24 protein-coding genes and 1 pseudogene are annotated in these 22,140 nt (G+C 64.1%); 12 read left to right on the top strand and 13 right to left on the bottom strand.

Annotated features, from left to right (window positions below; genetic code table 11):
• The first annotated feature begins 109 nt into the window (after nt 1–109).
• The 5 genes from HNO51_RS03245 to HNO51_RS03265 all read left to right on the top strand — a co-directional run bounded on the left by HNO51_RS03245 (nt 110) and on the right by HNO51_RS03265 (nt 4,032).
• A complete protein-coding gene (locus tag HNO51_RS03245) occupies nt 110–721 on the top strand; it encodes an NAD(P)-dependent oxidoreductase (RefSeq protein ID WP_197449604.1) in 612 nt (203 codons plus the stop codon).
• Between the two features lie 128 nt (nt 722–849).
• The gene (locus HNO51_RS03250) at nt 850–1,335 is read left to right on the top strand and encodes a 2-thiouracil desulfurase family protein (RefSeq protein ID WP_209538462.1); all 486 of its coding nucleotides are present in this window, start codon (nt 850–852) and stop codon (nt 1,333–1,335) included.
• Nucleotides 1,336–1,418: 83 nt separating this feature from the next.
• On the top strand, nt 1,419–2,417 hold the full coding sequence (locus HNO51_RS03255; protein ID WP_209538463.1) for a DUF2157 domain-containing protein: 999 nt from the start codon (nt 1,419–1,421) through the stop codon (nt 2,415–2,417).
• Nucleotides 2,414–3,499 carry a DUF4401 domain-containing protein gene (locus tag HNO51_RS03260; protein ID WP_209538464.1) on the top strand — a complete coding sequence of 362 codons (1,086 nt, stop codon included), beginning with the start codon at nt 2,414–2,416 and terminating at the stop codon, nt 3,497–3,499. The genes HNO51_RS03255 and HNO51_RS03260 overlap by 4 nt, the downstream gene beginning before the upstream one ends.
• Complete coding sequence (locus HNO51_RS03265) at nt 3,496–4,032, top strand: GDYXXLXY domain-containing protein (RefSeq protein ID WP_209538465.1); 537 nt, start codon at nt 3,496–3,498, stop codon at nt 4,030–4,032. The genes HNO51_RS03260 and HNO51_RS03265 overlap by 4 nt, the downstream gene beginning before the upstream one ends.
• A 175-nt stretch (nt 4,033–4,207) precedes the next feature.
• On the opposite strand, the gene HNO51_RS03270 is transcribed toward HNO51_RS03265, so the two are convergent.
• Nucleotides 4,208–4,960, bottom strand: a complete 753-nt coding sequence (locus HNO51_RS03270) for a VIT1/CCC1 transporter family protein (protein ID WP_197449609.1) — start codon at nt 4,958–4,960, stop codon at nt 4,208–4,210.
• Nucleotides 4,961–5,206: 246 nt separating this feature from the next.
• On the opposite strand from HNO51_RS03270, the gene HNO51_RS03275 reads away from it, so the two are divergent.
• The 4 genes from HNO51_RS03275 (at nt 5,207) to HNO51_RS03290 (ending at nt 7,762) form a co-directional block, all read left to right on the top strand.
• Nucleotides 5,207–5,839, top strand: a complete 633-nt coding sequence (locus tag HNO51_RS03275; RefSeq protein ID WP_209538466.1) for a LysE family translocator — start codon at nt 5,207–5,209, stop codon at nt 5,837–5,839.
• A 131-nt stretch (nt 5,840–5,970) separates the two neighbouring features.
• Nucleotides 5,971–6,834, top strand: coding sequence for a glutathione-dependent disulfide-bond oxidoreductase (yghU, locus tag HNO51_RS03280; RefSeq protein WP_197449611.1), 864 nt, complete (start codon nt 5,971–5,973; stop codon nt 6,832–6,834).
• 90 nt (nt 6,835–6,924) lie between these two features.
• A complete protein-coding gene (locus tag HNO51_RS03285; protein WP_197449612.1) occupies nt 6,925–7,266 on the top strand; it encodes a zinc ribbon domain-containing protein YjdM in 342 nt (113 codons plus the stop codon).
• Between the two features lie 40 nt (nt 7,267–7,306).
• Complete coding sequence (locus HNO51_RS03290; RefSeq protein ID WP_242597190.1) at nt 7,307–7,762, top strand: nucleoside deaminase; 456 nt, start codon at nt 7,307–7,309, stop codon at nt 7,760–7,762.
• Nucleotides 7,763–7,766: 4 nt separating this feature from the next.
• Here the strand turns inward: HNO51_RS03290 and HNO51_RS03295 are convergent, their stop codons facing one another.
• The 3 genes and pseudogenes from HNO51_RS03295 to HNO51_RS03305 form a co-directional block, all read right to left on the bottom strand.
• Nucleotides 7,767–7,988, bottom strand: coding sequence for a hypothetical protein (locus HNO51_RS03295; protein WP_197449613.1), 222 nt, complete (start codon nt 7,986–7,988; stop codon nt 7,767–7,769).
• A gap of 160 nt (nt 7,989–8,148) precedes the next feature.
• Nucleotides 8,149–8,527, bottom strand: a pseudogene (locus HNO51_RS03300) (septal ring lytic transglycosylase RlpA family protein).
• Nucleotides 8,528–8,826: 299 nt separating this feature from the next.
• Complete coding sequence (locus HNO51_RS03305) at nt 8,827–9,720, bottom strand: diguanylate cyclase (RefSeq protein WP_209538467.1); 894 nt, start codon at nt 9,718–9,720, stop codon at nt 8,827–8,829.
• A 677-nt stretch (nt 9,721–10,397) separates the two neighbouring features.
• On the opposite strand from HNO51_RS03305, the gene HNO51_RS03310 reads away from it, so the two are divergent.
• The gene (locus HNO51_RS03310; RefSeq protein ID WP_209538468.1) at nt 10,398–10,787 is read left to right on the top strand and encodes an HIT family protein; all 390 of its coding nucleotides are present in this window, start codon (nt 10,398–10,400) and stop codon (nt 10,785–10,787) included.
• Between the two features lie 166 nt (nt 10,788–10,953).
• Complete coding sequence (locus tag HNO51_RS03315; RefSeq protein WP_209538469.1) at nt 10,954–11,382, top strand: nuclear transport factor 2 family protein; 429 nt, start codon at nt 10,954–10,956, stop codon at nt 11,380–11,382.
• A 21-nt stretch (nt 11,383–11,403) separates the two neighbouring features.
• On the opposite strand, the gene HNO51_RS03320 is transcribed toward HNO51_RS03315, so the two are convergent.
• From HNO51_RS03320 to HNO51_RS03360, 9 genes are all read right to left on the bottom strand, one after another.
• Nucleotides 11,404–12,720 carry a glycerophosphodiester phosphodiesterase family protein gene (locus HNO51_RS03320; protein WP_209538470.1) on the bottom strand — a complete coding sequence of 439 codons (1,317 nt, stop codon included), beginning with the start codon at nt 12,718–12,720 and terminating at the stop codon, nt 11,404–11,406.
• Nucleotides 12,721–12,808: 88 nt separating this feature from the next.
• The gene (locus HNO51_RS03325; protein WP_209538471.1) at nt 12,809–13,417 is read right to left on the bottom strand and encodes a LysE family translocator; all 609 of its coding nucleotides are present in this window, start codon (nt 13,415–13,417) and stop codon (nt 12,809–12,811) included.
• 74 nt (nt 13,418–13,491) lie between these two features.
• Nucleotides 13,492–14,295 carry a helix-turn-helix transcriptional regulator gene (locus HNO51_RS03330; RefSeq protein ID WP_242597191.1) on the bottom strand — a complete coding sequence of 268 codons (804 nt, stop codon included), beginning with the start codon at nt 14,293–14,295 and terminating at the stop codon, nt 13,492–13,494.
• An 80-nt stretch (nt 14,296–14,375) separates the two neighbouring features.
• Nucleotides 14,376–16,088, bottom strand: coding sequence for a methyl-accepting chemotaxis protein (locus HNO51_RS03335; RefSeq protein ID WP_209538472.1), 1,713 nt, complete (start codon nt 16,086–16,088; stop codon nt 14,376–14,378).
• Between the two features lie 171 nt (nt 16,089–16,259).
• Nucleotides 16,260–16,445, bottom strand: coding sequence for a hypothetical protein (locus HNO51_RS03340; RefSeq protein WP_209538473.1), 186 nt, complete (start codon nt 16,443–16,445; stop codon nt 16,260–16,262).
• 157 nt (nt 16,446–16,602) lie between these two features.
• Nucleotides 16,603–16,914 carry a hypothetical protein gene (locus HNO51_RS03345; protein ID WP_197449621.1) on the bottom strand — a complete coding sequence of 104 codons (312 nt, stop codon included), beginning with the start codon at nt 16,912–16,914 and terminating at the stop codon, nt 16,603–16,605.
• A gap of 330 nt (nt 16,915–17,244) precedes the next feature.
• Nucleotides 17,245–17,670, bottom strand: coding sequence for a DUF2267 domain-containing protein (locus tag HNO51_RS03350; protein ID WP_209538474.1), 426 nt, complete (start codon nt 17,668–17,670; stop codon nt 17,245–17,247).
• A gap of 156 nt (nt 17,671–17,826) precedes the next feature.
• Nucleotides 17,827–18,825 carry an NADP-dependent oxidoreductase gene (locus tag HNO51_RS03355; RefSeq protein ID WP_197449623.1) on the bottom strand — a complete coding sequence of 333 codons (999 nt, stop codon included), beginning with the start codon at nt 18,823–18,825 and terminating at the stop codon, nt 17,827–17,829.
• A gap of 43 nt (nt 18,826–18,868) precedes the next feature.
• Nucleotides 18,869–19,180, bottom strand: a complete 312-nt coding sequence (locus HNO51_RS03360; protein ID WP_197449624.1) for a hypothetical protein — start codon at nt 19,178–19,180, stop codon at nt 18,869–18,871.
• Nucleotides 19,181–19,462: 282 nt separating this feature from the next.
• On the opposite strand from HNO51_RS03360, the gene HNO51_RS03365 reads away from it, so the two are divergent.
• Nucleotides 19,463–22,132: an AsmA family protein gene (locus HNO51_RS03365; RefSeq protein ID WP_209538475.1), complete on the top strand. Its 2,670-nt coding sequence runs from the start codon at nt 19,463–19,465 to the stop codon at nt 22,130–22,132.
• Nucleotides 22,133–22,140: the final 8 nt, after the last annotated feature.

Below are 22,140 nucleotides of genomic sequence, written 5' to 3' on the forward strand. Positions count from 1 at the left end.
CGGGTCGCACCGCGGTGACTTCTTGCGGATGGATGAGAAGTACCATAGTTTGCCGCTTAGGTCTATTTGGTAGACCAGGTCTCTATTTAAAACCTAGGAGGACTTAGTCATGGCAAACGTCGCTCTCATCGGTGCTTCCGGCAACGCCGGCTCTCGTATCCTTGCGGAACTCTCCGAGCGCAGTCATATGGTGACTGCCATCGCCAGGCACCCCGAACGAATCGACAAGCTACCGGGTGTCATGGCCCGCCATGGGGACGTTCACGACCGCGCGGGACTGGCCGATCTGCTGAGCGGCCACGATGCGGTGATCAGTTCGGTGCATTTCACGGCCACCGATATCGATGAGCTGATTGGCGCGGTACGCGACTCCGGTGTGAAGCGTTATCTGGTGGTGGGCGGCGCCGGCAGCCTCGAAGTCGCGCCGGGCCAGCGATTGATCGACCAGCCGGAGTTTCCGGCCGAGTACAAGGCGGAGGCGAGCGCAGGTGCGGCCTTCCTGGAGCGTCTGCGCACCGTCGATGACCTCGACTGGACCTTTCTGTCGCCTTCGGCGCTGTTCATCGCGGGGGAGCGGACCGGTAATTTCCGCCTCGGCAAGGATGCGCTGCTGAGTAACGAAAACGGTTCCAGCATTTCATTCGAAGACTACGCCATTGCCCTGGTCGATGAGCTCGAACGTCCTGCTCACGTGCGCCAGCGCTTTACCGTGGGCTATTGAGCCGAGGCCAGCCCGGGGCTGCCAATGAACGTCTTGCGTGACCCGCCCAGGAGGCGGGTTTTTTCTCTGCAGGATCCGCTAAAGTAGACGGGCGGGAGGCAGCGAGGCGTCACGAAACGGGAGGGCCAATGGAAAAGGTGCTGGTCAGCGCCTGCCTGCTGGGCAGGCGGGTACGCTACGACGGCGGGGCCAAGAGCCTGGCCTCGGAGATCCTCGCGCAGTGGCAGGCCGAGGGTCGGGTGATTTCGGTTTGTCCCGAGGTCGATGCCGGCCTGCCCACGCCCCGGGCACCCGCCGAAATCATCGCCGGCGATGGGGGTGGGGTACTCGCCGGTTCGGCGCAGGTCGTCGATCGCGACGGTGTCGATCTCACCGAGGTGTTTCGGCAGGGAGCCTCGCTGGCGCTCCAGCTGTGCCGGGAGCATGCCATCAAGGTGGCGGTCCTTACCGAGTACAGCCCCTCCTGCGGCAGCACGCAGGTTTACGACGGCAGCTTCTCGGGAGAGAAACGGGCCGGTGCCGGTGTTACCGCGGCGCTGCTTCGCCAGCACGGAGTGCAAGTCTTCGGCCAGCAGGACATCGCCGAGGCATGGCGGGTCATAGCGGCGCTCTAGCAAGCCTGGCTATCCAGACGGCTCTCGCGATGCGCTGTACTCTGCTATAAGCCAGGTGACAGAAAGGCAATCAAGGACACGACATGGCCTCCATTCGCCGTGAGCTGGTGGGGTTGATCGAGCGCGGCGCGATTCCGCGTGACCAGGTGCCAAGGGCGGTCGCGCTTTCCGGGTTGCACCCATCCGGGCAGGCCTGGGCGGTGTTCCTGGACCGGCTGCTGCTATGGCTGGGCACGCTGGCGCTGACCTGTGGGCTGCTGTTTCTTATCGCCTACAACTGGACCGAGATGGGACGCTGGCTGCGCTTCGGGCTGGTGCAGGCGGCGCTGTTGGCAGCCATCGGCGTCTATTGGTGGGCCGAAGGGCGCGGCGGAGCGGGTGGCGGCATAAAAGCAGCCATGGTGGCGCGGGCGGCACTCATGGCGGCCTCGCTGCTGCTGGGCGCGCTGCTGGCGCTGTTCGGCCAGGTGTACCAGACCGGGGCCGACCCTTGGCAGCTGTTCTTCTTCTGGGCCGTGCTGATGCTGCCCTGGACCCTGGTGGCGCGATTCGATGCGCTCTGGGTGCTGTGGCTGGGGCTGCTCAATCTTGCGCTGGCGCTCTACTTCCGCACCTGGGGAGGGGCGTTCGATCTCTTTTTCGATAGCGACACCGCCGCGCTGTGGGGGCTGTTCGCCCTCAATACCGCGGCGTTGGCACTGTGGGAGCTGGGCGCGCGACGCTGGCGCTGGTTGGCGGCCGGATGGGCCACCCGCCTGCTGGCGCTGGGCAGCGGCATTCCCCTGACCCTGCTGGTGATCATCTTGATCTTCGATGAGCGGGCCGATGTCTCGCCTGCCATCCTGGCCTATCCGCTCTGGCTGGCGGCGCTTTATGCCGTCTACCGCCACTGGCGGCCGGATCTGTTCATGCTGGCGGGCGGCTGTTTGTCGGTGATCGCCGTTGTCACCCTGTTCCTGGCCCGCCACCTGCTGTGGCAGGCCGAGGCGGGCGGCTTCCTGCTGCTGGCCGTGGTGGTACTGGCGCTGGGGGCCGCGGCGGCGGTCTGGCTCAAGCGGCTGCATGTGGAGATGTCGTCGTGACGCTCAGGGACAGACTCGCCCAGGCCGGTATCGAGGTTACGCCAGACGAAGGTTCGCCAGCCCTCGAGACGCCCTGGTTCGTGCGGGCATTGCAGGCGTTCTCGGGCTGGTTGGCCGCCCTGTTCCTGCTCGGCTTCCTCGCCATGGGGGCGGTGTTCGTGCTCGAAAGCAGCGCTGCCGCCGCCACCCTGGGGCTGGTCATGATCGCCGGCGCCTGTATCGCGCTGCAGAAGGCCAAGGGCGACTTTCTGGAACACCTGGCGCTGGCCGCGAGCCTGGCGGGGCAATTGCTGGTGGCCTGGGCGGTGGGTAATGCGCTGGGTGACATGACCGCCGGCTTCTGGTGGTCGCTGCTGGTGCTCCAGGTCATCCTTGCCATGGTCATGCCGAGCCTGACCCACCGTAGTTTCTCAGCCTTCGCGGCGAGCCTGGCACTCTATCTGGCGTTGGCCGAAGGGGTATCGGCGCCCTCCCTGGCTGGCGGCCTGGTGCTGCTGGCGCTGGTCGTCCTCTTTCTCAACGAGTTTCGCTGGCCGACCCGAGTGCGGGCAGTGGAGGCGCTGGGCCTCGGCCTGCTGCTTGGCCTGGTGGCTCTCCAGGTCATGGCGTACCTTGGCCAGCCGCAGCTCGGCTGGCATGACGATTCCGGCGTCAGCCTGACCTGGCTGGAACCCTGGGCCGGAAATGTCCTGGGTGCGCTGGCGCTCTTGCTGCTGCTCAGGCAGCTCTTCATGCGCCATGCCCAGGTCATGGTGCCGAGCGTTCGCCTGGCCGCCTATGGGGCCGTGGTGCTCTTGCTGCTCCTTTCGCTGCGGGCCCATGGCTTGATCCAGGGCGGCGCGGTGATGATGTTGGGCTTTGCCATTGGCCACCGGCTGGTGATGGGGAGCGGCGTGCTGCTGTTGCTGCTCTCCATCGCCAATTATTACTACTGGCTCGAGGCGACCCTGCTGGCCAAGGCACTGACGTTGTTCGCCATCGGCGTAGTGCTGCTGGCGGTACGCTGGGCGCTGCGCCGCGGGTGGCCAATCGAAGGAAACGACGAGGACAGGGCCGATGCGGGGAAGGGAGCAAGCCAATGATCGCGACAGCCAAGCGCGACAGGGTCGTGGTGGCGGCGGCACTGGTGCTGATCCTGGCGCTGGTCAACTGGAGCATCTGGGCCAAGGAGCGCCACCTGGCCGAGGGTGAAGTGGTGTATCTGGAGCTGGCGCCGGTGGACCCGCGCTCGCTGATCCAGGGCGACTACATGGCGTTGAACTTCGAGATCGGCAACCAGATCCAGGATGCGCTGTATGAAAGGCTCTGGCAGAGCGGTGCACTGCATGCCGCCGATGGGCATGTCGTCGTCCGCCTGGATGCGCAGCGCGTGGCGCATTTCCAGCGCCTAGGCGGTGAGGAGAAGGCGCTGGGCACCGACGAGCTGCGCCTGCGCTACCGGGTGCGCAATGGCCGCGTGCGGTTCGCCACCGACGCCTTCTTCTTCCAGGAAGGCCACGCCGAGCGCTACGAACCCGCACGCTACGGGCAGTTCCGCGTCAACGAGCGCGGCGAGCCGCTGCTCGTCTCCATGCACGATGCGGAGTTGGAGCTGCTCGGGAAGATGGAGCGGTAGCGTCTTCCCTATCCCTCACCGTCGTGTGTCGTACCGACGTCGGCGGATAGCGCGCTGGCGTTCGCGGCGGCGCTGACGGGCCAGGGCGTTGCCGTTGGCCAACTGGACCGGGAGCTCGATTACTGACGAGTTGGAACGGCTCGGGAAATGGCAGCCTTGGCTGCTCTGCGTGCCTTTAACCCAGGCCGAATAGCGCATGTGCCAGGTGCCCGCTGAGGAAGGCGAGGCCGGCAGCGGCGCCGCCCATCAGCAGGGTTCGGATGCCGGAACGCAGCACCGGCCCCTCATGGACCAGGCTCTTGAGCATCCCGATGCCGAAGAACATCGCACCGGCAATGACAAGGCTTGCCAGGAACTGTGTGGTCGTATCCAGGCCTGGCAACGCATAGGGCAGCAGGGGCATGGCGCCGACGACGATGAAAGCGAAGAAGGTGGTCAACGCGGCGCGCAGGGGGTTCAATCCGACGGGTGGCAGGAAATGTTCCTCCTTGAGCATGGTGTCCACCCAGACATCATGATCGTTGGTCAGCGTCTCGACCACTGTCTCCAGCAGCTCCCCCTCGAAGCCTTTTGCCCGGAAGATCTGGCGAATTTCTTCTCGCTCCCCATCGGGGATGAGCTGGATATGGTGACGTTCGCGGCGGGCGACACTGTCGATATGCTCCTGTTGCGCCTGGGAAGCCTCGTAGTTGCTGACTGCCATGCTGAAGCCGTCGGCGAGTAGGTTGGCGAAACCGAGAACCAAGGCAACCGTGGGTGAGAAGCCCGCGCCGAAAGCGCCTGAAACGACGGCAAATGTCGTGACGCAACCATCGATACCGCCCAGTACCGCATCGGGCATACTGCTCGCTGAAGGCGCCTGAGACAGGCGTGCCTTGACTGCCTCGGGGCGATGTTCGGGTTCGAGATCTTCATGGCCGTGTCGCATGGGAGCATCCGCAGAATGGGAATACCGGTATCGGCTTATTCCAAAGGTAGAAGAAGAGGGCAAGTAGTAAGGTAGAAGGGAGGGGATTCTGCGGATGAGTAGCCACACTCCCTTTGCCAAGTATCAGCCGCGCAGGCCGATCAGCTCTTGCAGCCCAGCGGATCGGGGAACCAGCACTACGAACAGTCCCAGTGCCTGCGAACGGCCTGCAGCTAACGAAATAGCGAATCTACAAGGAGATGACGCGTGGAGTGGTGGACCTGGATGACCTTCGTCGGGGTGATAACGGCCCTGATCATTTTCCCCGGGCCGGTGGCGCTGCTATGCACCACGCATGGCCTGCGCTTTGGGCGGCACCGCGCCTTCGCCACGGTGCTGGGCGGCGGTGTGGCGTCACTGGTGTTGATGACGCTTTCCGCCTTGGGGCTTGGTGCCGTGCTCGCCACCTCGGAAACGGCTTTCTTCGTGCTGAAACTGCTGGGCGGCGCCTACCTGATCTATCTGGGCTTGCAGGCCTGGTTGGCTAAGCCCCAGTCGCCGCTGGCCGATGCGCCAGCGGCGGTGAAGGGGCAGTCCGTAACCGCCCTGTTCCGCCAGGGATTCCTGGTGGGTATCGGCAACCCCAAGGACCTGCTGTTCTTCGCTGCCCTGTTTCCCAACTTCATCTCCATCGGCGAACCGCAATTGATGCAGTTCGTCATCCTGGCGCTGACCTGGCTGGTCATCGACACGACCTTGATGACGCTCTACGCCACTCTGGGTTCGGGGCTGGGCCGCTGGTTCGATAGCCCCGGTAGGATGCGGGCGTTTCATCGCACTACCGGGGGCTTGTTCCTGGGCGCCGGCGGCACGCTGATCGTCTCGAGCGCCAACAAGTAGGCGGCGCGAAAATCGGTTCAGCATGCTTGGCTCGATGGAAAACCCTTAACACGCTATCTTTCCCCTACTGCACGCGTCCCTCTTTCCGCCGGGGAGCGGGGCGCTTCGACACTCTGTTATCTGGAGCACTCATGAGCCAAGGAAACGAGTACGTACCGCCGAAGGTGTGGAAATGGGAGAAGGCGAGCGGTGGGCAGTTTGCCAACATCAACCGGCCCATCGCCGGCCCCACCCACGACAAGGAGCGGCCGGTCGGCAAGCATCCATTCCAGCTCTATTCGCTGGCCACGCCCAACGGGGTCAAGGTCGGCATCATGCTCGAGGAACTGCTGGCGCTGGGCCACACTGGCGCCGAGTACGATGCCTGGCTGATCCGAATTGGTGAGGGCGAACAGTTCAGCAGCGGCTTCGTCGAGGTCAACCCGAACTCCAAGATCCCGGCGCTGATGGATCACAGCACCACGCCGCCCACCCGGGTGTTCGAGTCGGGTTCGATCCTGCTCTACCTGGCCGAGAAGTTCGGCGAGTTCCTGCCCCGCGATCATGCCGGGCGCACCGAGACGCTGAACTGGCTGTTCTGGCAGATGGGCAGCGCACCCTACCTGGGCGGCGGCTTCGGCCACTTCTACGCCTACGCGCCCACCAAGATCGAGTACGCCATCGATCGCTTCGCCATGGAGGCCAAGCGGCAGCTCGATGTGCTGGACCGGCGCCTGGCCGAGAGCCGCTACCTGGGTGGCGACGACTATACCATCGCCGATATCGCCAGCTGGGCCTGGTACGGGCAGCTGGCGCTGAACCGCGTCTACGATGCCGGCGAGTTCTTGCAGGTGCAGGAGTACGAGCACGTGCAGCGCTGGGCCAAGGAGATCGACGCCCGTCCGGCGGTGCAGCGCGGGCGCATGGTCAACCGGACCTTCGGCCCACAGGAGATGCAGCTGCACGAGCGCCACGATGCCAGCGACTTCGAGAACAACACTCAGGACAAGCGCTAGGGACGGCGGGCATGGCCGAGTGCTCCATTGGACAGCCTTGGGGCGCTCTGGCATGCTTCGCGCTTCGCGAAAACTGCCCAAGAGAAGCCCATGAGCGCGCTGCCGAACTGCCCCGCCTGCCATTCCGAGTACACCTACGAAGTCGCCGGCATGTACGCCTGCCCCGAGTGCGGTCACGAGTGGTCGAGCGTGGCGGGTGAGGGAGAGCCTGGCGACGAGAAGGTGGTGCACGATGCCAACGGCAACGTGCTGCAGGACGGCGACAGCGTCACCGTGATCAAGGATCTCAAGGTCAAGGGCACCTCGTCGGTGGTCAAGGTGGGCACCAAGGTGAAGGGCATTCGCCTGGTGGAGGGCGACCACGATATCGATTGCAAGATCGATGGCTTCGGGCCGATGAAGCTGAAATCGGAGTTCGTCAAGAAGGCGTAGGCGGCCATTCGGCTCGGTACTCGTCGATGGCGATGGGCGGATGCTGGCCGAAGGGCACAACCAGGTGGCTTCCGGTGACAGAACTCGCCACCCCGAATTCGAACTGGCGCGCTGGGCGGCGGCGAACATGAGCCCGGCTGCGCGTGCCGCGGCTACCGTTTATACCTCAGGGGAGCACTGTCCGATGTGCGCCGCGGCACATGGCTGGGTCGGGCTGGGGCGTATCGTTTATGCCAGTTCCTCCGAGCAGCTCTCCGGCTGGCTCGCTGAGCTGGGTGCTCCTGCAGCCCCGTGCGTTCCCTGCCGATTCAGGAAGTCGCGCCGGGCGTTATCGTGGAAGGGCCGGCGCCTGGGCTGGCAGAGCGGGTCCGTGAGCTGCACTACCGCTTCTATGGCAGCAATCGCGCCTGACGCCCTTGTCGTCGAAGTAGAGCCCAGCAGCACGACTCGCGGTGCCAATGTCGACCCGCCTGCCAGTAATAGGGCGCGAGGCTAGGTCGTCATTCCTCCTGCGCGATGAGAGCGTCGGCCAATGCCCGTGAAGCAAGGGCGAACTCCACGCGGGCCGCACTGAGGGCGCTCAGGTCCTTGCAGGATCCATCGCCCTCCAGGCGGTCGAGCTGTATCTTGGCCATGACCAAGCGCTTGCAGAGTGCTTCGTTGAGGCGTGGTTGCACCACCTCGCCGGGAGAAGTTCCCGTAATATTCAGCATGTTAGTCATCACGTTCCCCCCTGCGTCACTCGGACAGACAAGCGCCGCGATGCCCCTCGCCAAACGCTTATCTGCATTATCGGCCGAGGCTGAAGGAACTGAAGCGCGGGTGAAGGGGTGCGTGATCCGGCACCGCCGTCGAGGCGGTGCGGCGGTGCGGCACGAAGGTCTATCGCACGGTGACCATGACCGGGGCGGTGCCTCGCCTCAGCATGCCGAGCTCGCGGGCGGCACGTTTGGAGAGATCGATGATCCGCCCCTGGACATAGGGGCCGCGATCATTGATCAGCACTTCCACTTCCTGCCCCGTATCCGCCCGGGTAACGAGCACCTTGGTGCCCAAGGGTAGGCTGGGATGGGCGGCCGTCAGGGCCTGCTGATCGAAAGGGTCGCCGCTGGCGGTGGTGGCGCCCTGGAAGCGGTCGCTGTAGAAGGAGGGCGATGCCTTCTTCCTGGACTTCGGCCTCGTGGGCCAGGGCATTGGCGGCGGATACCGCGAACAATCCTGCCAGGCAACAAGCGAGCAACTTCTTGAGTCGAGCTCCCATGGTATTACCTCAGGTTATCGTGTGGCGGTTATCGCTTTCATCGATGAGGTGCCGGTGAGCGTTAGGGATAGTACCCGTGATGGTCGCGTAGGGCAACCCAAGCCGTGCGCTTTGCTTCCGTTCACAGGAGAAGCCGTCGCGTTGGGCGGCGTTGGGCGCTGATCGAATCGCATGTCGCGCCATGGGCGTGCCGTGGTCGTACGGTGGGTCGCCGCGGCACCTTGGACGAGCGGATCGTGCTGCGCGGTTTCATCAAGTTGGCCACAGTTTCGGCCGGTGCGGCTGGTTTGCGTCAGGTCTCAGGTACCCTGGGCGCGATGGAACCAGGCCCGCGACTCTTCCTCTGCGATGAGGCGCAGGTTCGGCACGACCGCCGTGCGGTTGCGCCCGCTCTCCTTTGCCGCATAGAGGCCTTCGTCGGCCTGTTGGACCAGCACCGAGCGGTCGGCATTGCGCACCGGCAGCATCGAGGAGACACCGATGCTGACGGTGACATGCTCCGCGACGGGAGAGGCGGCGAAGGGAAGTGGGTGTTCAGCCAGCATGGCATGGATGCGTTCGGCCATGCGTACGGCGCCCTCCAAGCTGGTATGCGGCATCAGTACTACCATCTCCTCGCCGCCATAGCGTGCCACCATGTCCCCCGGCCGGGCGGCGGCGTTGCGAAGCACGTCAGCTACGCCGCGCAGACAGGTATCGCCGGCCTGGTGGCCATAGCTGTCGTTGAAAAGCTTGAAGCAGTCGATGTCGATCATCAGCAGGCTGAGCGGCTGGCGCTCGCGTGCCGCACGGCGCCATTCCAGTTTCAGCACGCGCTCGAATTCGCGGCGGTTGGCGATGCCCAGCAGGCCGTCGCTGGCGGCCTGGCGAACGAGTTTCGCATTCTGCGCAGCGAGGCGCTCTCGCTCCTGCAGCAGTCGCGCTTCGCGGGAGCGGTATACCCGGTGCATCGGCAGCATGATCACGGCCAGCGCGAGGGCGATACCGCTGGCGAAGCCGGCAAGCACTCTTCCGGGAGGCAGCACGCTCCCCGCCAGAGCTTCCAGGGAGGCGGCGGCACTGGGAAAGAGAGCGGCCTGTTCGGGCACGAGGCCATTGAGGGAGAGTGCGGCGTCGAGCAGCAGGGCAACCGCCAGCGCGCTTCCGGCGAGAAGAGAGGTACCACTGCTTAATGACTTGGGCTTCGTATGCATGGCGTTCGTCTCGTTCCTGGGCCGTTCGGGTACTGTCCGAAGCAGGGTGGCGACTCTGGCCAGCTAGCGCTTTGGCGGCATCCTTGCGTTCTGCTGCGCATCTTGCGGCTAAAAAAAGGGCCGCAGAGCGGCCCAAGTACGCAGGGAACTAAAGGATAGTGCTAACTCATCGCAAGAGCGTGCCTTAGGCCGGTGGAAGCGAATGCCGCTTGCTTGCCGGGGTCCAACCCGTGCCGCGTCAGTCCGTGACGCTGCAAGCGCCTGAGTGACGAGCGGTGACCGTGATGCCGTGTCTGTCTCGTCATGCCTTGCCATTGCCTTATGGTAAGCGAGAACAGTGCCATGTTTACACGACTTGTTTAAAAAACAGTGTTTTAGTAATGCTTTGGTGCGACTCAGGGCGGGGGGCGAGGTCAATCGGGGCCGGAAAGAGGGGGCAGATTGTTGGCATTTGGAGACATCTATTGCGTGTTCTAGGAAAACGATAGAAAAACAGTATGTTGCGTGTCGCATTTTGGAGACATGGGGCGGGTGAATGGCTTCTGGCGAGCGGACCAGGCAGAAGGTCGCGTATTCCTGACCGGCGAAGCCCGATGCACAGGGAGGCTGGACCGCAGGCGTCGCTCGGGCGAGACTGCCAGCTTGACCCACCGCCTTTGCTGACAGGGAGAACTGAAATGGCGAGTGTCTTCAGCCGTATCATCCATGGCGAGCTGCCCGGCGAGTTCGTCTGGTCCGACGAGCAGTGCGTGGCGATCATGACCCTCAACCCCATGAAACCCGGCCACCTGCTGGTGATTCCGCGCGAGGAGATCGACCACTGGGACGACATGCCGGTCGAACTGGGCGCGCATCTCATGGCGGTGTCGCAGAAATTGGCGAAGGCGCTCAAGCGGGCCTTTCCCTGCGAGCGCGTGGGAATGATGATCGTCGGCCTCGAGGTCCCCCACGTGCACCTGCACCTGGTGCCGATCGACGCGATGCAGGACATTCGCCTCGAAGGGTTGCCCCAGGCGCAGCCGGAGGAGCTGGCGGAGAACGCCGAGCGTATTCGGGGAGCTCTCTAGTCGGTGCGCTTCGGTCATTCGAGGTAGCCATTTGCTTGATGTACGACATGGCTTACACACTTTGGCGCTGATGTCTGATGGTACATCCGTGGCTCTGGTCTAGTATGGGTATCTTCCTAAGCCTGCTGAATCCACGGTGGGCGGTACCCGTCCAAGAGCTGGGCTTATGGAGGACACGGTGCACGAAAGACTGCTAGAGACGCGGCGGCAGTGGTACGCCGCCTACATCGATGGAAACGTCGGTCAGCTGGACCATGTTCAGCTCGACGATTTCGTCCTGATCGACGAAGCCGGCCTGCGGGGCAAGCTCGATCAACTCGGCGGGATTGCCGAAGCCGTTGCGGCCGACCAGTGGTTTGCCCGTGGTAGCCGGGCGGAGGATCTCGTTTTGAAGCTGGTGCCGCTGGGCGAGGCCGTGGTGGTCTACGGTCAGGTGCGGATCCTCGATGAGGGTCGGGTCCGGTACCATCTCAACTTCAGTGAGTTGTGGCAGAAGGAGAACGGGGAGTGGCGGGTGCGCTCGTTGCATTTCACGCCGGCCGCCACTTCGGCGGATGGGCAGCGCAACGGGCAGAATGGCCAGCCGGCAGGTTGAACCGCCAGCTGGCCCCGACGTTCAGCCGCGCGGTGCGATGCAGTTGGCATAGAGGCTCACGGTGGCCGACCAGTCGCTGAACACGCCGATCACGCCGACATCCTGGACCAGCGCATCGAGGGTGATCAGCTTGTCGCCTTCGCGGCGAATCACATCTTCGGTGCTCTGGTGATACCACTGGCCACCGTCGGCCAGCGGACCCGAGCGCTCGAGGGTCCAGGTGATCAGCTCGAGTCCTGCCTCCCTGGCATGCCGGGCGTACTCGGAGGGCACGAGGCGGCTATCGTCTGCGTCGAAATCCGGATTGGCCTCGAGCAGCATCCACATCGGTGGCGCCAGGATACGCACGCCCTGTTCGGCCAACTCCTCCATGCTCGGCGACCAGGTGTCGGGGTCGGTATGATCGAAGCCCTCCTGGTCGTAACGCCCATCCAGGTAGACGGCCTGCTCGCCGAACTCGGGTTCGTTCTCGATCCAGTAGCGCACGTCGTCGAGATTGAACGACTGGGCGAAGACGGCACCCGGGGAGACGTCGGCGGCCTTGTATTCGTCAATCATCTTCTGCGCATAATCCTCCTGGCTCATGCCGTTGAAAGGCATCTCCACCTCCGGTGCCTTGAGCTCGGGCGTCATCTTTACGCCTAATTCACTGAATAGCGCGATGCTGTCGGCGTGGCTCATCAGGGTGCCGCGCGTGGCGTAGAGGTCGCTGCGCCAGGGCGGGTTGCCGTCCAGGTACGCCTCGAGGCTGCGTGCTTCCAGGTTGGCGCCTTCCATGGTGCCGCGCAGGGTACGGAACTCGGCCAGGGTGATGTCGCTGGTACAGCAGCGAATCTCGGCGGCGTTGGTCAACTCGCCGCTCTGCGGGTCGATTTCCGGCGGCACGCTGCACTTCTCGGCGAGTTCGGTTTCGACGATGTTGGTGGTGGTATGCAGGTCGCACTGGGAGTGGCGGCACACAAGCTCATTGTCGCTGGTGAAGGTCACGTCGCACTCCATGATTCCCGCACCGCCCTGAGCGCCCGCCAGGTAGGATTCCAGCGTGTGCTCGGGAAATTGCAGCGGTGCGCCGCGGTGGGCGATGACGAGATCCGAGGGCTGCCAGTCGGTAGCCCGGGCGGCGCACTCCAGCAGTTTGGTCTTGAGTTCGCGCTCGCGCTCGGTCTCGTCGCTCATGTCGTTGGCCAGAAACAGCGGGCGCGGGCCGAACGTGACCTGGCGTGCCGCCTTCAGCAGGGCATCGTTCCACTCGGGAGCGTTGTCGATCGCTTCCTGGGCCGACGCCGAGCCGGCGGCCAGCAGCCCCAGGCAGGCCAGGGTGGAGAGAGTCTTGTGCATGGCGTAGTCTCGCTTCTTCCTTGTTGGCGTGGGCTCCACGGTACAGCCAGGAGCCAGACTTGAGCGTAGCCATGCGAGGCGGCTCGGGCTAGCGCTCCGTCATCGCCAGGCGCACCGCCAGGGCGAGGAAACTCGCCGCAAAAGCGCGCCGCAGCCAGGCCAGCGCCCGAGGGCGTGCCAGGACCCGCTGACGTGCGGCAGCCGCGCTGACGCCGTAGACCATAAACACCGTAAATGTCAGCAGCATGAACGCGAGGCTCAATTCGAGCATTTGCGCGAGCGGCGGACGCCCGGTATCGACGAACTGCGGCAGGAAGGCGAAAAAGAACAGGGTGAGCTTGGGGTTGAGCAGGTTGATCAGCACGCCGTTGCCGATCAGGCGCTTGGCCGGCAGGGGCGCCAGATTGGCGGTGGCAGGGGGGATCCCGTTCTCTCTCAGCACGCTCCAGGCGAGGTGGAGCAGGTAGACGACGCCAAGAAGCTTGAGCCAGTGGAACGCCGTGGCGCTGGCATGCAGCAGCGAGGCTAGCCCGGTGGTGGCGGCGAGCATGTGCGGCACGATACCGAGAGTGCAGCCGAAGGCGGCCAGCGTGCTGGCACGCCTGCCATGCGCAAGTCCACTGGCGAGGGTGTAGAGCACCCCGGTGCCGGGTGAGGCGACGACGACGAGTGAGGTCAACAGATACTCGAGGGACATGGGGCAGGCTCCGATGACGATGTCTCGCCAGCGTGGCACTGCCGCCCGGTCGGGTCTTGAACGGAATTGCAGCCTCAGGGCTGACGGAGGGCGTGGCGGTAGCGCCCCGGGGAGAGCCCGAACTGGCGGCTGAAGGCCCGGCTCATGTGGCTCTGGTCGGAGAACCCCGCCTCCAGGGCAGCCTGGCTCAGTGCCTGGCCGGTGGCGATCAAGCGCCTGGCGAGCAGGACTCGCCGCTGCAGCAGGTAGGCGTGCGGCGTGATGCCCAGCGCTCGCGAGAAGCCGCGCAGTAGCTGAAAGCGGCTCAGGCCCGCCAGCTCGGCCAGCTCGCTCAGGGTGACGGCCTGCTGCGGGGCGTCGTCGAGACGTTCGCGCACCCTGGCGATATTGTCCGGAAAACCGGGGTCGAAGCGACGGGAACCATGGCGAGAGAAAGCCGCGCCGATCAGTTGGCAGCAGCTCTCCTCCAGGCCGAGCTCGTCCCCCGGCACCGCGTCAAGCCGGCGGAACAGTTGATGCATCAGCCCGAGGAGCAGGGGATCGTTGAGCGTGGGGCGGGTCATTTCCATCGGCGAGTCGGGGCCTCCGACGAGCTGCCGAACCAGCGGCGGGTCGAAGTAGAGCATGTGCCAGGCCCGCCGGGTTCCCCCGAGCGGTACACCGTCGTGCATCTCGCCAGGGTTGACCGTGATGAGGTCGCCGGCCAAGGCCTCCACCTGCCCGACACCGCTCCAGGAGCGCTGTCCGCCAGTGGCGATGACGCCGATGCCGTATTGATCGTGGGAGTGGCGGGGAAAGGCCCGGTCCGATGCCAGGCTCATCGCCACCAGGCCCTCGATTCCCGTGGCGTGAGCGATGACGTTATAGCCCTGTTTCAACCTATGTCCTCCCGCCGAGGCGGCCGGGGCCCAGGCCCGGCCGCAGTCGAGTCAGCCCCTCTCCTGGGGCGACTCAGCGATCAGAATGTCTCCCAGGGAGAGGCTTCATTCTCTTTTCGCTCTTCTTTGTGCGCATGGTCACTCTTGGGCTTGGGATCAACAGGAAGTTTTTGCCGAGCCGCAGAGTTGGTCAAGCTGGCGGCTGTGGCTGTCGCGCTCGATGTTGAGCCTTGACCGACATCGAAAGTCTCGACAGAGCGCTTCAGCTCGTTTGCCTGCTCTTCCAGTGAGGCAGAGGCATTGGCGGTCTGTTCCACCAAGGCTGCATTCTGCTGGGTGACCTCATCCATTTGCGTCACGGCGATGCTTACCTGACTCACGGCGGCGTTCTGCTGTTCCGAGCCTAGGGCAACATCTTCCATGAGTGCAGAAACCTTCTGTACGCGATCGAGAATTTCTCGCATGGCAGCGCCAGCTTCATCCACGTACTGGCTTCCCTCCTGGACGATATCCGCATTCAGGCTGATCAGCTGCTGGATCTCCTTGGCGGCATCGGCGGAATGCTGGGCGAGCTTGCGGACCTCTTGGGCCACCACGGCGAAACCGCGCCCCTGCTCACCGGCTCGAGCGGCTTCAACCGAGGCATTGAGCGCCAGTATGTTGGTCTGGAAGGAGATACTATCGATGACCGAGATAATGCCGTTGATCTTTTCTGAGCTCTCGCTCAGTTCGCGCATCTTTGCGACCGCCAACCCCGTCTTCTCACCCCCGGCAGTGGCGGAATCGCTCGTCAACTGGGCCAGTTCGTTGGCTTGGGCGGTATGTTCGGTGTTTCCTTTCACCGACTTGGCGACCTGCTCCATGCTGGTGGCTGTCTCCTGCAGACTGGAGGCCTGCTCTTCCGTGCGCTGGGATAGATCGGTATTGCCGGCCGCTATCTGTGCGGCACCGGTAGCGATGCTGTCCGATGACTGCTGGATCGACAGGATCAGCTGACGCAACTTGGCCTGCATGCGGTCCAGCATCTGCAGCGTCTGACCAATCTCGTCACGTGAATCTACTCGGATCTCATTATCGAGCTTGCCCTCCGCCATGCGAGAGAAGTAGCCCATCATGCGTTTGAGCGGACGGTCGATGGAGCGTGTGATCCACCAGCTCAGCCCAGCGGCTGTGAGCAGGGCGAGCAGCATCGCCACGAGGCTGATGTTACGGCTCATGACGCCGGTTGCCTGCGCCTCGGAGAAGAGCTCATCGGCGACCCTGTCCTGCATCTCGATCAGGGCGCGAAGCGGCTCGTTGGCGGCGTAGAACTGAGGAGTTGCCGTCCGATACATCGCCAGGTTCGCACGGCGATACTCGCCTTGTTCATAAAGGCTCATGGCCTGTCCGAGACCCTCGGTAACGAAGCGCGAGCGTAATTCATCGAACTGTGCTGAAAGTTCAAGTTCCTCCGGTGTTAAGTTGGATTGCTTGTATTCATTCCATATGGAACTGATATTTGCAGAGTTTTCTTGAATGCGATCAAGAAAAGTGGAGGTGGCATCTTCGTATTGGTCGCTCTCCTCCAAGCGCGGATCATGGCTTGACAGCATGCCGAGAAGCATCTGATTGTCTCGCATCAGCGCATTAATATGCCCCAGTTGACGCGTCGGAATCAGGCTTTCTTCATAGAGCGTTGCCATGGAGCGTTCCATGCTGTTCATGGCGTGCAGGCCGAGGCCGCCGATAGCAACCAGGAGGCCGACGAGGAGGATGCAAAGCAGAGTCAGCCTTGCTTTGATGGTCAAAGACATTCTTTTTCCTGCTATTGAGCCGATAAAAGGATACGTAGCCAAGCCTGGGCTAAGTCGGCTTGGCTCGAGTGCGCGAGTAGCATCGGCCAGGAAACGAATTTCTTGATGGAGCGAGCGACGCCAATCCTGTTTGTGCATAGGAACAGGAAAAAACTCGCTCTATCTGGTTTTTTACTCTAGCGGTTCATGGTTATTCTCGGCACCAGAGCCTGGGTATGGGGTGGCCTGCTGGGCCTTGTCACACAAGTATCGGCGAATTGCTTCCTCGGCCTTCTGCTGTTGGAGAGCAAGGGCGGCCCAGAAGTGGAGCACTTCGTCGTCGTGGCGAGCGGAAACGGGATGGTGGATCTGTGTCATGGGTTGGTCCTCCTGAGGGACGACACCCACAGCGTAGATGGTTTTTGCTGCGACGCAGCATGAAAATTTGTAACGGAACCTGTCACCGCTGCCGCCTTACGCAAAGACGCCCCGTCCGGCGGTGGCCGAAAGGGGCGTGGTGCCGTGCTGTAGGAGTTCAGCGCTGCGGATGCTCCTCGAACAGTTCGGCCTTGGCCTGGCGCATGACGTCCTCGCAGGCGGCCTGGTGGGCGAGCTGGGTCAGCAGGCTCTGGGTCACGGCGAAGCCCTTGCCGAGACAGATGTCCACCTCTTCGCGACTCAAGTGGGGTATCACGTTGTAGTCGATCTTGATCGTTCTGCCACGTCCGTCCAGCTTGTCGGCGAGGCTGCGAATCAGCCAGGCGAGGCGCTCGCGCCAGCCGCTCGTCTCTTCCCTGCCTTCGTTCACGCTGAACGTGCATCGCCACTCAGGTTTGTAGACTCGCATGAGTACCTCCTGTACTGGCTTGGTTATGAATGATCGATCGTGGTGTATGACTCCGTTTCCTTCGACAAGACTACGTTTCTAAGAATACCAAACTTATACTGGACTTTCACGAGCTGTGCCGCTTCGCTACGTCTGCCAGATGCAACCCGGCAGCTTCGTGACCATGCGAACCGGAGCGCGTTCCTTGCTTATCGGCGCTGATGGAAGAACCTTGAGAGGCTAGGGAGGCATGGGAGGGCGAAAGTAGCCGTTGGTTGGGTCTCAACCTCGGCTCAATGGCACCCGGGATGCAGAGCCCGGGTGCTGGGGCTCACGCGAGTCGGCTCTGGCTCAGGCGGCCCAGAGCGAGCGAGTCTCTTCCGACAGTGCCTGGCGCAGCTTATCGGTCAGGCCCGGGTCGACCTGGCGCGACACGACGCGTAGCACTGCGGAAACCGTATCGGCATCGACTCGTTCGATCATCCCCGGCGTCGACTTCACTTGTTGGAGGAACTCCTCCTGGCTGCGCAGTGGCATGGGCTGCTGGGCCGGGTCGTACTGCTCGTAAAAGGCGCCGCGAAGCAGCAGCGGCAGTTGAGCCGCGAAATGGGCCGCCAAGTCGGCCGGCAGCTTGTCCCGCAGGGTGCGCAAGGTAGCGCAAAGCGTATGCCAGGCTTCCTGCTTGCTGCAGTTAGGGCGCTCTTGCATCAGCTCATCGAGCCAGATGTGAGTCTTCTGCAGTGTCTTGTCGAACACATCGAGGCCGGTATCGCTCATCCTTCACCTCCTCTGTCTTGGCGGGTAAGACGGGGTCGGGTTTTGCAGCCTAGGAAGAAGGCGAAGAATAAGCCAAGCGGATCAAGGTAACCCTTGGCTGGATTTTGGTAACGGCAGTGGGCGAAGTTGCAGCGCGTTTCTGCCTCCGCCGCCGGGTCAGAGCCGTATCAGCATCTTGCCTCGATTGGCGCCCTCGAAGAGCTTGAGGAAGGCGTCGGGGGTACGCTCCAGCCCCTCCTCGACGGTTTCTGCGTAGTCGATCTCGCCGCGAGCAACACGGGGGCCGACCTCCTCGAGGAAATGGGGATATTCGGTCCAGTGGTCGGCGACGATGAAGCCCTGCATGCGGGCGCGCTGGACCAGCAGGTTCGCCAGGTTGCTCGGGCCGCGGTCGGGGGCTTCGCTGTTGTAGCGCGAGATCAGCCCACAGATGGCGATACGCGCCCCGACCTTGAGGTGGTCCAGCGCTGCCTCCAGGCAGTCACCGCCGACATTCTCGAAGTAGACGTCGAAGCCCTCGGGGCAGGCGTCCTCCAGGTCGGCGCCGAGCTGCCGGGCATCCTTGCCCTTGTAGCTCACGGCGTGAATGTCGCGTTGTTCCAGCCATTCCAGCTTGTCCGCTGCGCCGGCGATGCCGACCACGGTGCCGCCCTTGGCCTTGGCCAGCTGTACCGCGAGCGAGCCGACGGCGCCGCTGGCCGCGCTGACCAGCACGTTGTCGCCCTCGCGCAGGTTGGCGATGCGGTTGAGCCCCGTCCAGGCGGTCATCCCCGGCATGCCGAGCACCCCCAGGTAGGCCTGGTCGGGCACGTCCATGTCGGGCAGGGACTCGAGCACGTCGCCCTTGAGCTGGGCGACGTCGCGCCAGCCTGCCATGTGGCGCACCTTGTCACCGGCCTTGAAGCGGGTATGGCGCGACTCGACCACCTCGCCGATGGCGGCGCCTTCCATGGGGGCGTTCAGCTCGAAAGGAGCGACATAGGTCCTGACGCCGCTCATGCGGCCGCGCATGTAGGGATCTACCGAGAGCCAGGTATTGCGAATGCGCACCTCACCTTCGTCCAGCGCGGGCAGCTCATGCTGACGAAGTTCGAACAGCTCTCTCGGCGGCGTACCTGTCGGATAGTCGCGCAGGGTAAAAAAACGTGACTGCATGTCGGCTCCTTGACTTGCCTGCATCCTGCCGTGTGCCTCGACGTCAGCGCGGCGGCCCCTGCTCGTAGAGCTCGGCCTTGGCATCCCGCATCACGTCCTCGCAGGCTGCCTGTTGTGCCAGCTGGTTGAGCAATGAGTGGGTGACCTCGAAGCCCTTGACCAGGCAGGTATCGATCTCCTCGGCGGTCACGGCGGGCTCGACGTTGCACTCGATCGTCACCGTGCGGCCCTTGCCGTCGACCCTGTCGGCCCAGCGCCGAATGCGCCAGGCAAGCTTCGTTCGCCAGTTGGCCGACGTTCCTGCGGCTTCGTTCACGGTGAAGGTGCAGTGCCATTCCGGCTTGTAGATTTTCATGTGAACCTCCCGTTCCGGCTGGGAACATCCCGCTGTCTCTCCTTGTTTACCGTGGGTAACACGGTCGAGACGTCCATGCTTCCAGCATAGAAGCTTTATTGGCCCGGGGCAGGTTAGCGAATGTGAAGGCTTGCTAAGGGATCGCTGCGTGCAGGCCGGCTGTGCGCCGCGATGCGCCGCCGGGTGGGGGCTGGCGGGCAGGCGAGAGGGAGGATTGGACCAAGGCCGCGTCTGTGTCCATGGTTAGAAAACATCTCAACTCACAACCCATGGAAGGTAGGGGTGAACAAGGTCGCTCGGCGAATCGCCATGACGATGGGGACGGTAGCGCTGCTGCTGGCGGCGGCAGTGCTACTGCTCGAATCCGCCTGGTTCCGCGGCTGGCTGGCAGACCAGGCCAGCACGCAGTTGGGGCGCGAGGTGACGATTGGCGATCACGCCATCGATTGGGGCTTGCCGCTGACCCTGCGGCTCGACGAAGTGGAAGTGGCCAACGCGCCGTGGGCCGACGACCCCATGGCTCGCCTCGATGAGCTGACGGTGACGCTGGACGTGGGTGCCTTGCTCCAGCGACGGATCGAGCTGGAGCGGGTCGGTGTGCGCCGGCCCCAGCTGCTCCTGCTGCGCCGCGAGGACGGCAGCACCAACATCGACGATCTGGTCGACGAGGAGCCGACCGAGGAGCAGGGCATTCCGCTCTGGCCCGAGACCTTCGTCGTCGACCGAGGCCGGCTGGTCTATCGCGATGCCGGGCGCGACATCGAGTTCGACGTCGCCTTCGAAACCCCGGGGGAGAGCGGTGACGAGCTGAGCCTGGACGTGCGCGGCGAGGGCCAAGTCCAGGACGACCCGGTCCAGTTCCAGGGGCGGCTGCACCTGGAACTGGAAGAGCGTCGCGGCGTCGTCGAGGCGTTCCAGGGGCAGATCGGCGACAGCCATCTCGAGGGCCGCCTGGCACTGGATCTCGGTCGCGATACCCCTTGGCTTGCCGCCGAGCTCGAGGCCGACGCACTCGACCTCGACCGCTGGGGCCTGCTCGAGGCCAGGGAGGGCGAGGCCACCTCGCCGCAGGACGAGCCGCGGCAGGAGTGGGACCGGCGCGCGGCCCGAGTGCTGGAGGCCTTGACGGCATACGAAGCCGATCTCGATCTAACGCTCGGGCGCCTGCACTACGCCGGCCAGACCCTGCATGATCTGGCCGTGAGCGCGACCCTGGAGGACGGCCGGCTCTCCATCGCGCGGCTGCAGGCGATGCAGCAGCTCGACGAGGAGACGCCGCGCTCGCTGGACGTCCAGGGTTGGCTCGAGGTGGAGGAACAGCGCCTGCTGGCCGACTTGCAGGCGCGGCTCGAGCGTATCGACCTGACTGCTGCGCTCGCACCGTTCGGGCTCGGTCAGCTGGGGACGCTGGATGGCGAGCTGAATACCCGCGTGGTCGACGGCGGGCTGCTGTTCGAGAACACCGCCCTGGATTACCGCGCCCCGCACTGGGGCCTGGCGCTCTCGTTCAGTGCCGACACGCGTACCGAGGGCGTGGAGGGACAGCGGGTCCATCTGGTGGGCGAGGGCAGCTACGAGCAGGAGCCCTTTGCCTTCGACCTCCTGATCGGTCCGCTGCTCGATCTCACCGATTCCGAAACGCCCTATCCGGTTTCCGGCGAGCTGGCCAGCGGCGATACCCGGTTGTGGATCGACGGTAGTGCGGTGCAGCCCTTCGTCCTCGAGGCGGTGGAGGGTCGCGTTCGCCTCGAAGGGCCGAGCCCGGCGGAACTCACCGAGCTGACGGGCATCGCCCTGCCCGAGCTGCCGCCGTACCGGGTTAGCGGCTACCTGCGCTACCGGGACGATTTGCTCAACATCGACGATCTCGAAGGAGGCTTCGGCGACAGTGATGTGGCCGGCGACGTGCGCATGCGCTTCGGCGACCGGCCCAAGCTCTGGTCGACACTGGAGTCGCAGCGGCTCGAGGCGGACGACCTGTTGCCACTGTTCGGCATGTCGCCGGGAACAGGCCCGGATGAGACGGAATCCGCCGAGCAGCAGCAGTGGGAAGCCGAGGAGCGGCGCACTGGGAAGCTGTTCCCCGATCGCGAATGGAACCTCGAGGCGCTGCGCAACACCGACATCGTGCTCGACTACGAGGCAGCCGATGTACAGGCGGAGCATGTACCGTTCGAAGACCTGACGCTCGCGCTGGAACTGGAGCAGGGCGTGATGACAGTCGATCCATTGCAGGTTGGGCTCGGCGGCGGCCGGGTTCGTGCCGCATGGGTCATGGATGCGCGCCAGGCAGGGCTGGAGGGCGACCTGCAGCTGGCCCTCGATCAGGTCAACCTCAGTGCCCTGCTGGACGAGGCCGGGCTGCCCGAGGTGGCACGCGATACCCTTGGGGTGATCGGTGGGCGCGGCGGCCTCCGCTATCACGGACGCTCCATGCACGAGGTGATGGCTGGGCTCGATGGCGAGCTGGAGCTGGCCATGTCCCAGGGCTGGCTGGACATCATCGCCGCCGAACTCCTGCCGCTCAACGTGGCCAATGCCCTGGTGGCGGCGCTCACCGGGGAGGACCAGGTGCAGCTGGAGTGTACCTACGTGCGTTTCGTGGCCAATGACGGCCTGGCCGACCTGGAAAATTTCTTCATGGCCACCGAGATCGCCCATTTCGAGGGGGCCGGGGCCATCAACTTGGCCACCGAGCGGATGGACATGGCCTTCCAGGGACACAATCTCGACCCCACCCTGTTCACCGGCAACTCGCCGGTGGAGCTGAAGGGGACCCTGCGCGATCCGGAGGTGAACGTCATCACCGAGGAGCTGATGGCGCGTGGTGCCCTGTCGCTGCTGGGTGCCATCGTCGCCCCGCCCCTGGCGATCCTGCCCTGGGTCGACCCGGGCGGTGGCGAGCAGGTGGGCATGGGCTGCGAGCGGGCGCTCTCGGCGTTCGAGGAGTGAAGTTCCGG

This window comes from Billgrantia sulfidoxydans (assembly GCF_017868775.1).
Lineage (GTDB): Bacteria > Pseudomonadota > Gammaproteobacteria > Pseudomonadales > Halomonadaceae > Halomonas > Halomonas sulfidoxydans.

Excerpts from the sequence above, each read along its gene's own strand:
- HNO51_RS03345 (WP_197449621.1), bottom strand. The coding sequence starts at position 16,914 with ATGCGAGTCTACAAACCTGAGTGGCGATGCACGTTCAGCGTGAACGAA.
- HNO51_RS03325 (WP_209538471.1), bottom strand. The coding sequence starts at position 13,417 with ATGTCCCTCGAGTATCTGTTGACCTCACTCGTCGTCGTCGCCTCACCC.
- HNO51_RS03290 (WP_242597190.1), top strand. The coding sequence starts at position 7,307 with ATGCTGGCCGAAGGGCACAACCAGGTGGCTTCCGGTGACAGAACTCGC.
- HNO51_RS03350 (WP_209538474.1), bottom strand. The coding sequence starts at position 17,670 with ATGAGCGATACCGGCCTCGATGTGTTCGACAAGACACTGCAGAAGACT.
- HNO51_RS03245 (WP_197449604.1), top strand. The coding sequence starts at position 110 with ATGGCAAACGTCGCTCTCATCGGTGCTTCCGGCAACGCCGGCTCTCGT.
- HNO51_RS03310 (WP_209538468.1), top strand. The coding sequence starts at position 10,398 with ATGGCGAGTGTCTTCAGCCGTATCATCCATGGCGAGCTGCCCGGCGAG.
- HNO51_RS03270 (WP_197449609.1), bottom strand. The coding sequence starts at position 4,960 with ATGCGACACGGCCATGAAGATCTCGAACCCGAACATCGCCCCGAGGCA.
- HNO51_RS03335 (WP_209538472.1), bottom strand. The coding sequence starts at position 16,088 with ATGTCTTTGACCATCAAAGCAAGGCTGACTCTGCTTTGCATCCTCCTC.
- HNO51_RS03355 (WP_197449623.1), bottom strand. The coding sequence starts at position 18,825 with ATGCAGTCACGTTTTTTTACCCTGCGCGACTATCCGACAGGTACGCCG.
- HNO51_RS03265 (WP_209538465.1), top strand. The coding sequence starts at position 3,496 with ATGATCGCGACAGCCAAGCGCGACAGGGTCGTGGTGGCGGCGGCACTG.
- HNO51_RS03360 (WP_197449624.1), bottom strand. The coding sequence starts at position 19,180 with ATGAAAATCTACAAGCCGGAATGGCACTGCACCTTCACCGTGAACGAA.
- HNO51_RS03295 (WP_197449613.1), bottom strand. The coding sequence starts at position 7,988 with ATGACTAACATGCTGAATATTACGGGAACTTCTCCCGGCGAGGTGGTG.
- HNO51_RS03250 (WP_209538462.1), top strand. The coding sequence starts at position 850 with ATGGAAAAGGTGCTGGTCAGCGCCTGCCTGCTGGGCAGGCGGGTACGC.
- yghU (WP_197449611.1), top strand. The coding sequence starts at position 5,971 with ATGAGCCAAGGAAACGAGTACGTACCGCCGAAGGTGTGGAAATGGGAG.
- HNO51_RS03315 (WP_209538469.1), top strand. The coding sequence starts at position 10,954 with ATGGAGGACACGGTGCACGAAAGACTGCTAGAGACGCGGCGGCAGTGG.
- HNO51_RS03305 (WP_209538467.1), bottom strand. The coding sequence starts at position 9,720 with ATGCATACGAAGCCCAAGTCATTAAGCAGTGGTACCTCTCTTCTCGCC.
- HNO51_RS03255 (WP_209538463.1), top strand. The coding sequence starts at position 1,419 with ATGGCCTCCATTCGCCGTGAGCTGGTGGGGTTGATCGAGCGCGGCGCG.
- HNO51_RS03285 (WP_197449612.1), top strand. The coding sequence starts at position 6,925 with ATGAGCGCGCTGCCGAACTGCCCCGCCTGCCATTCCGAGTACACCTAC.
- HNO51_RS03340 (WP_209538473.1), bottom strand. The coding sequence starts at position 16,445 with ATGACACAGATCCACCATCCCGTTTCCGCTCGCCACGACGACGAAGTG.
- HNO51_RS03320 (WP_209538470.1), bottom strand. The coding sequence starts at position 12,720 with ATGCACAAGACTCTCTCCACCCTGGCCTGCCTGGGGCTGCTGGCCGCC.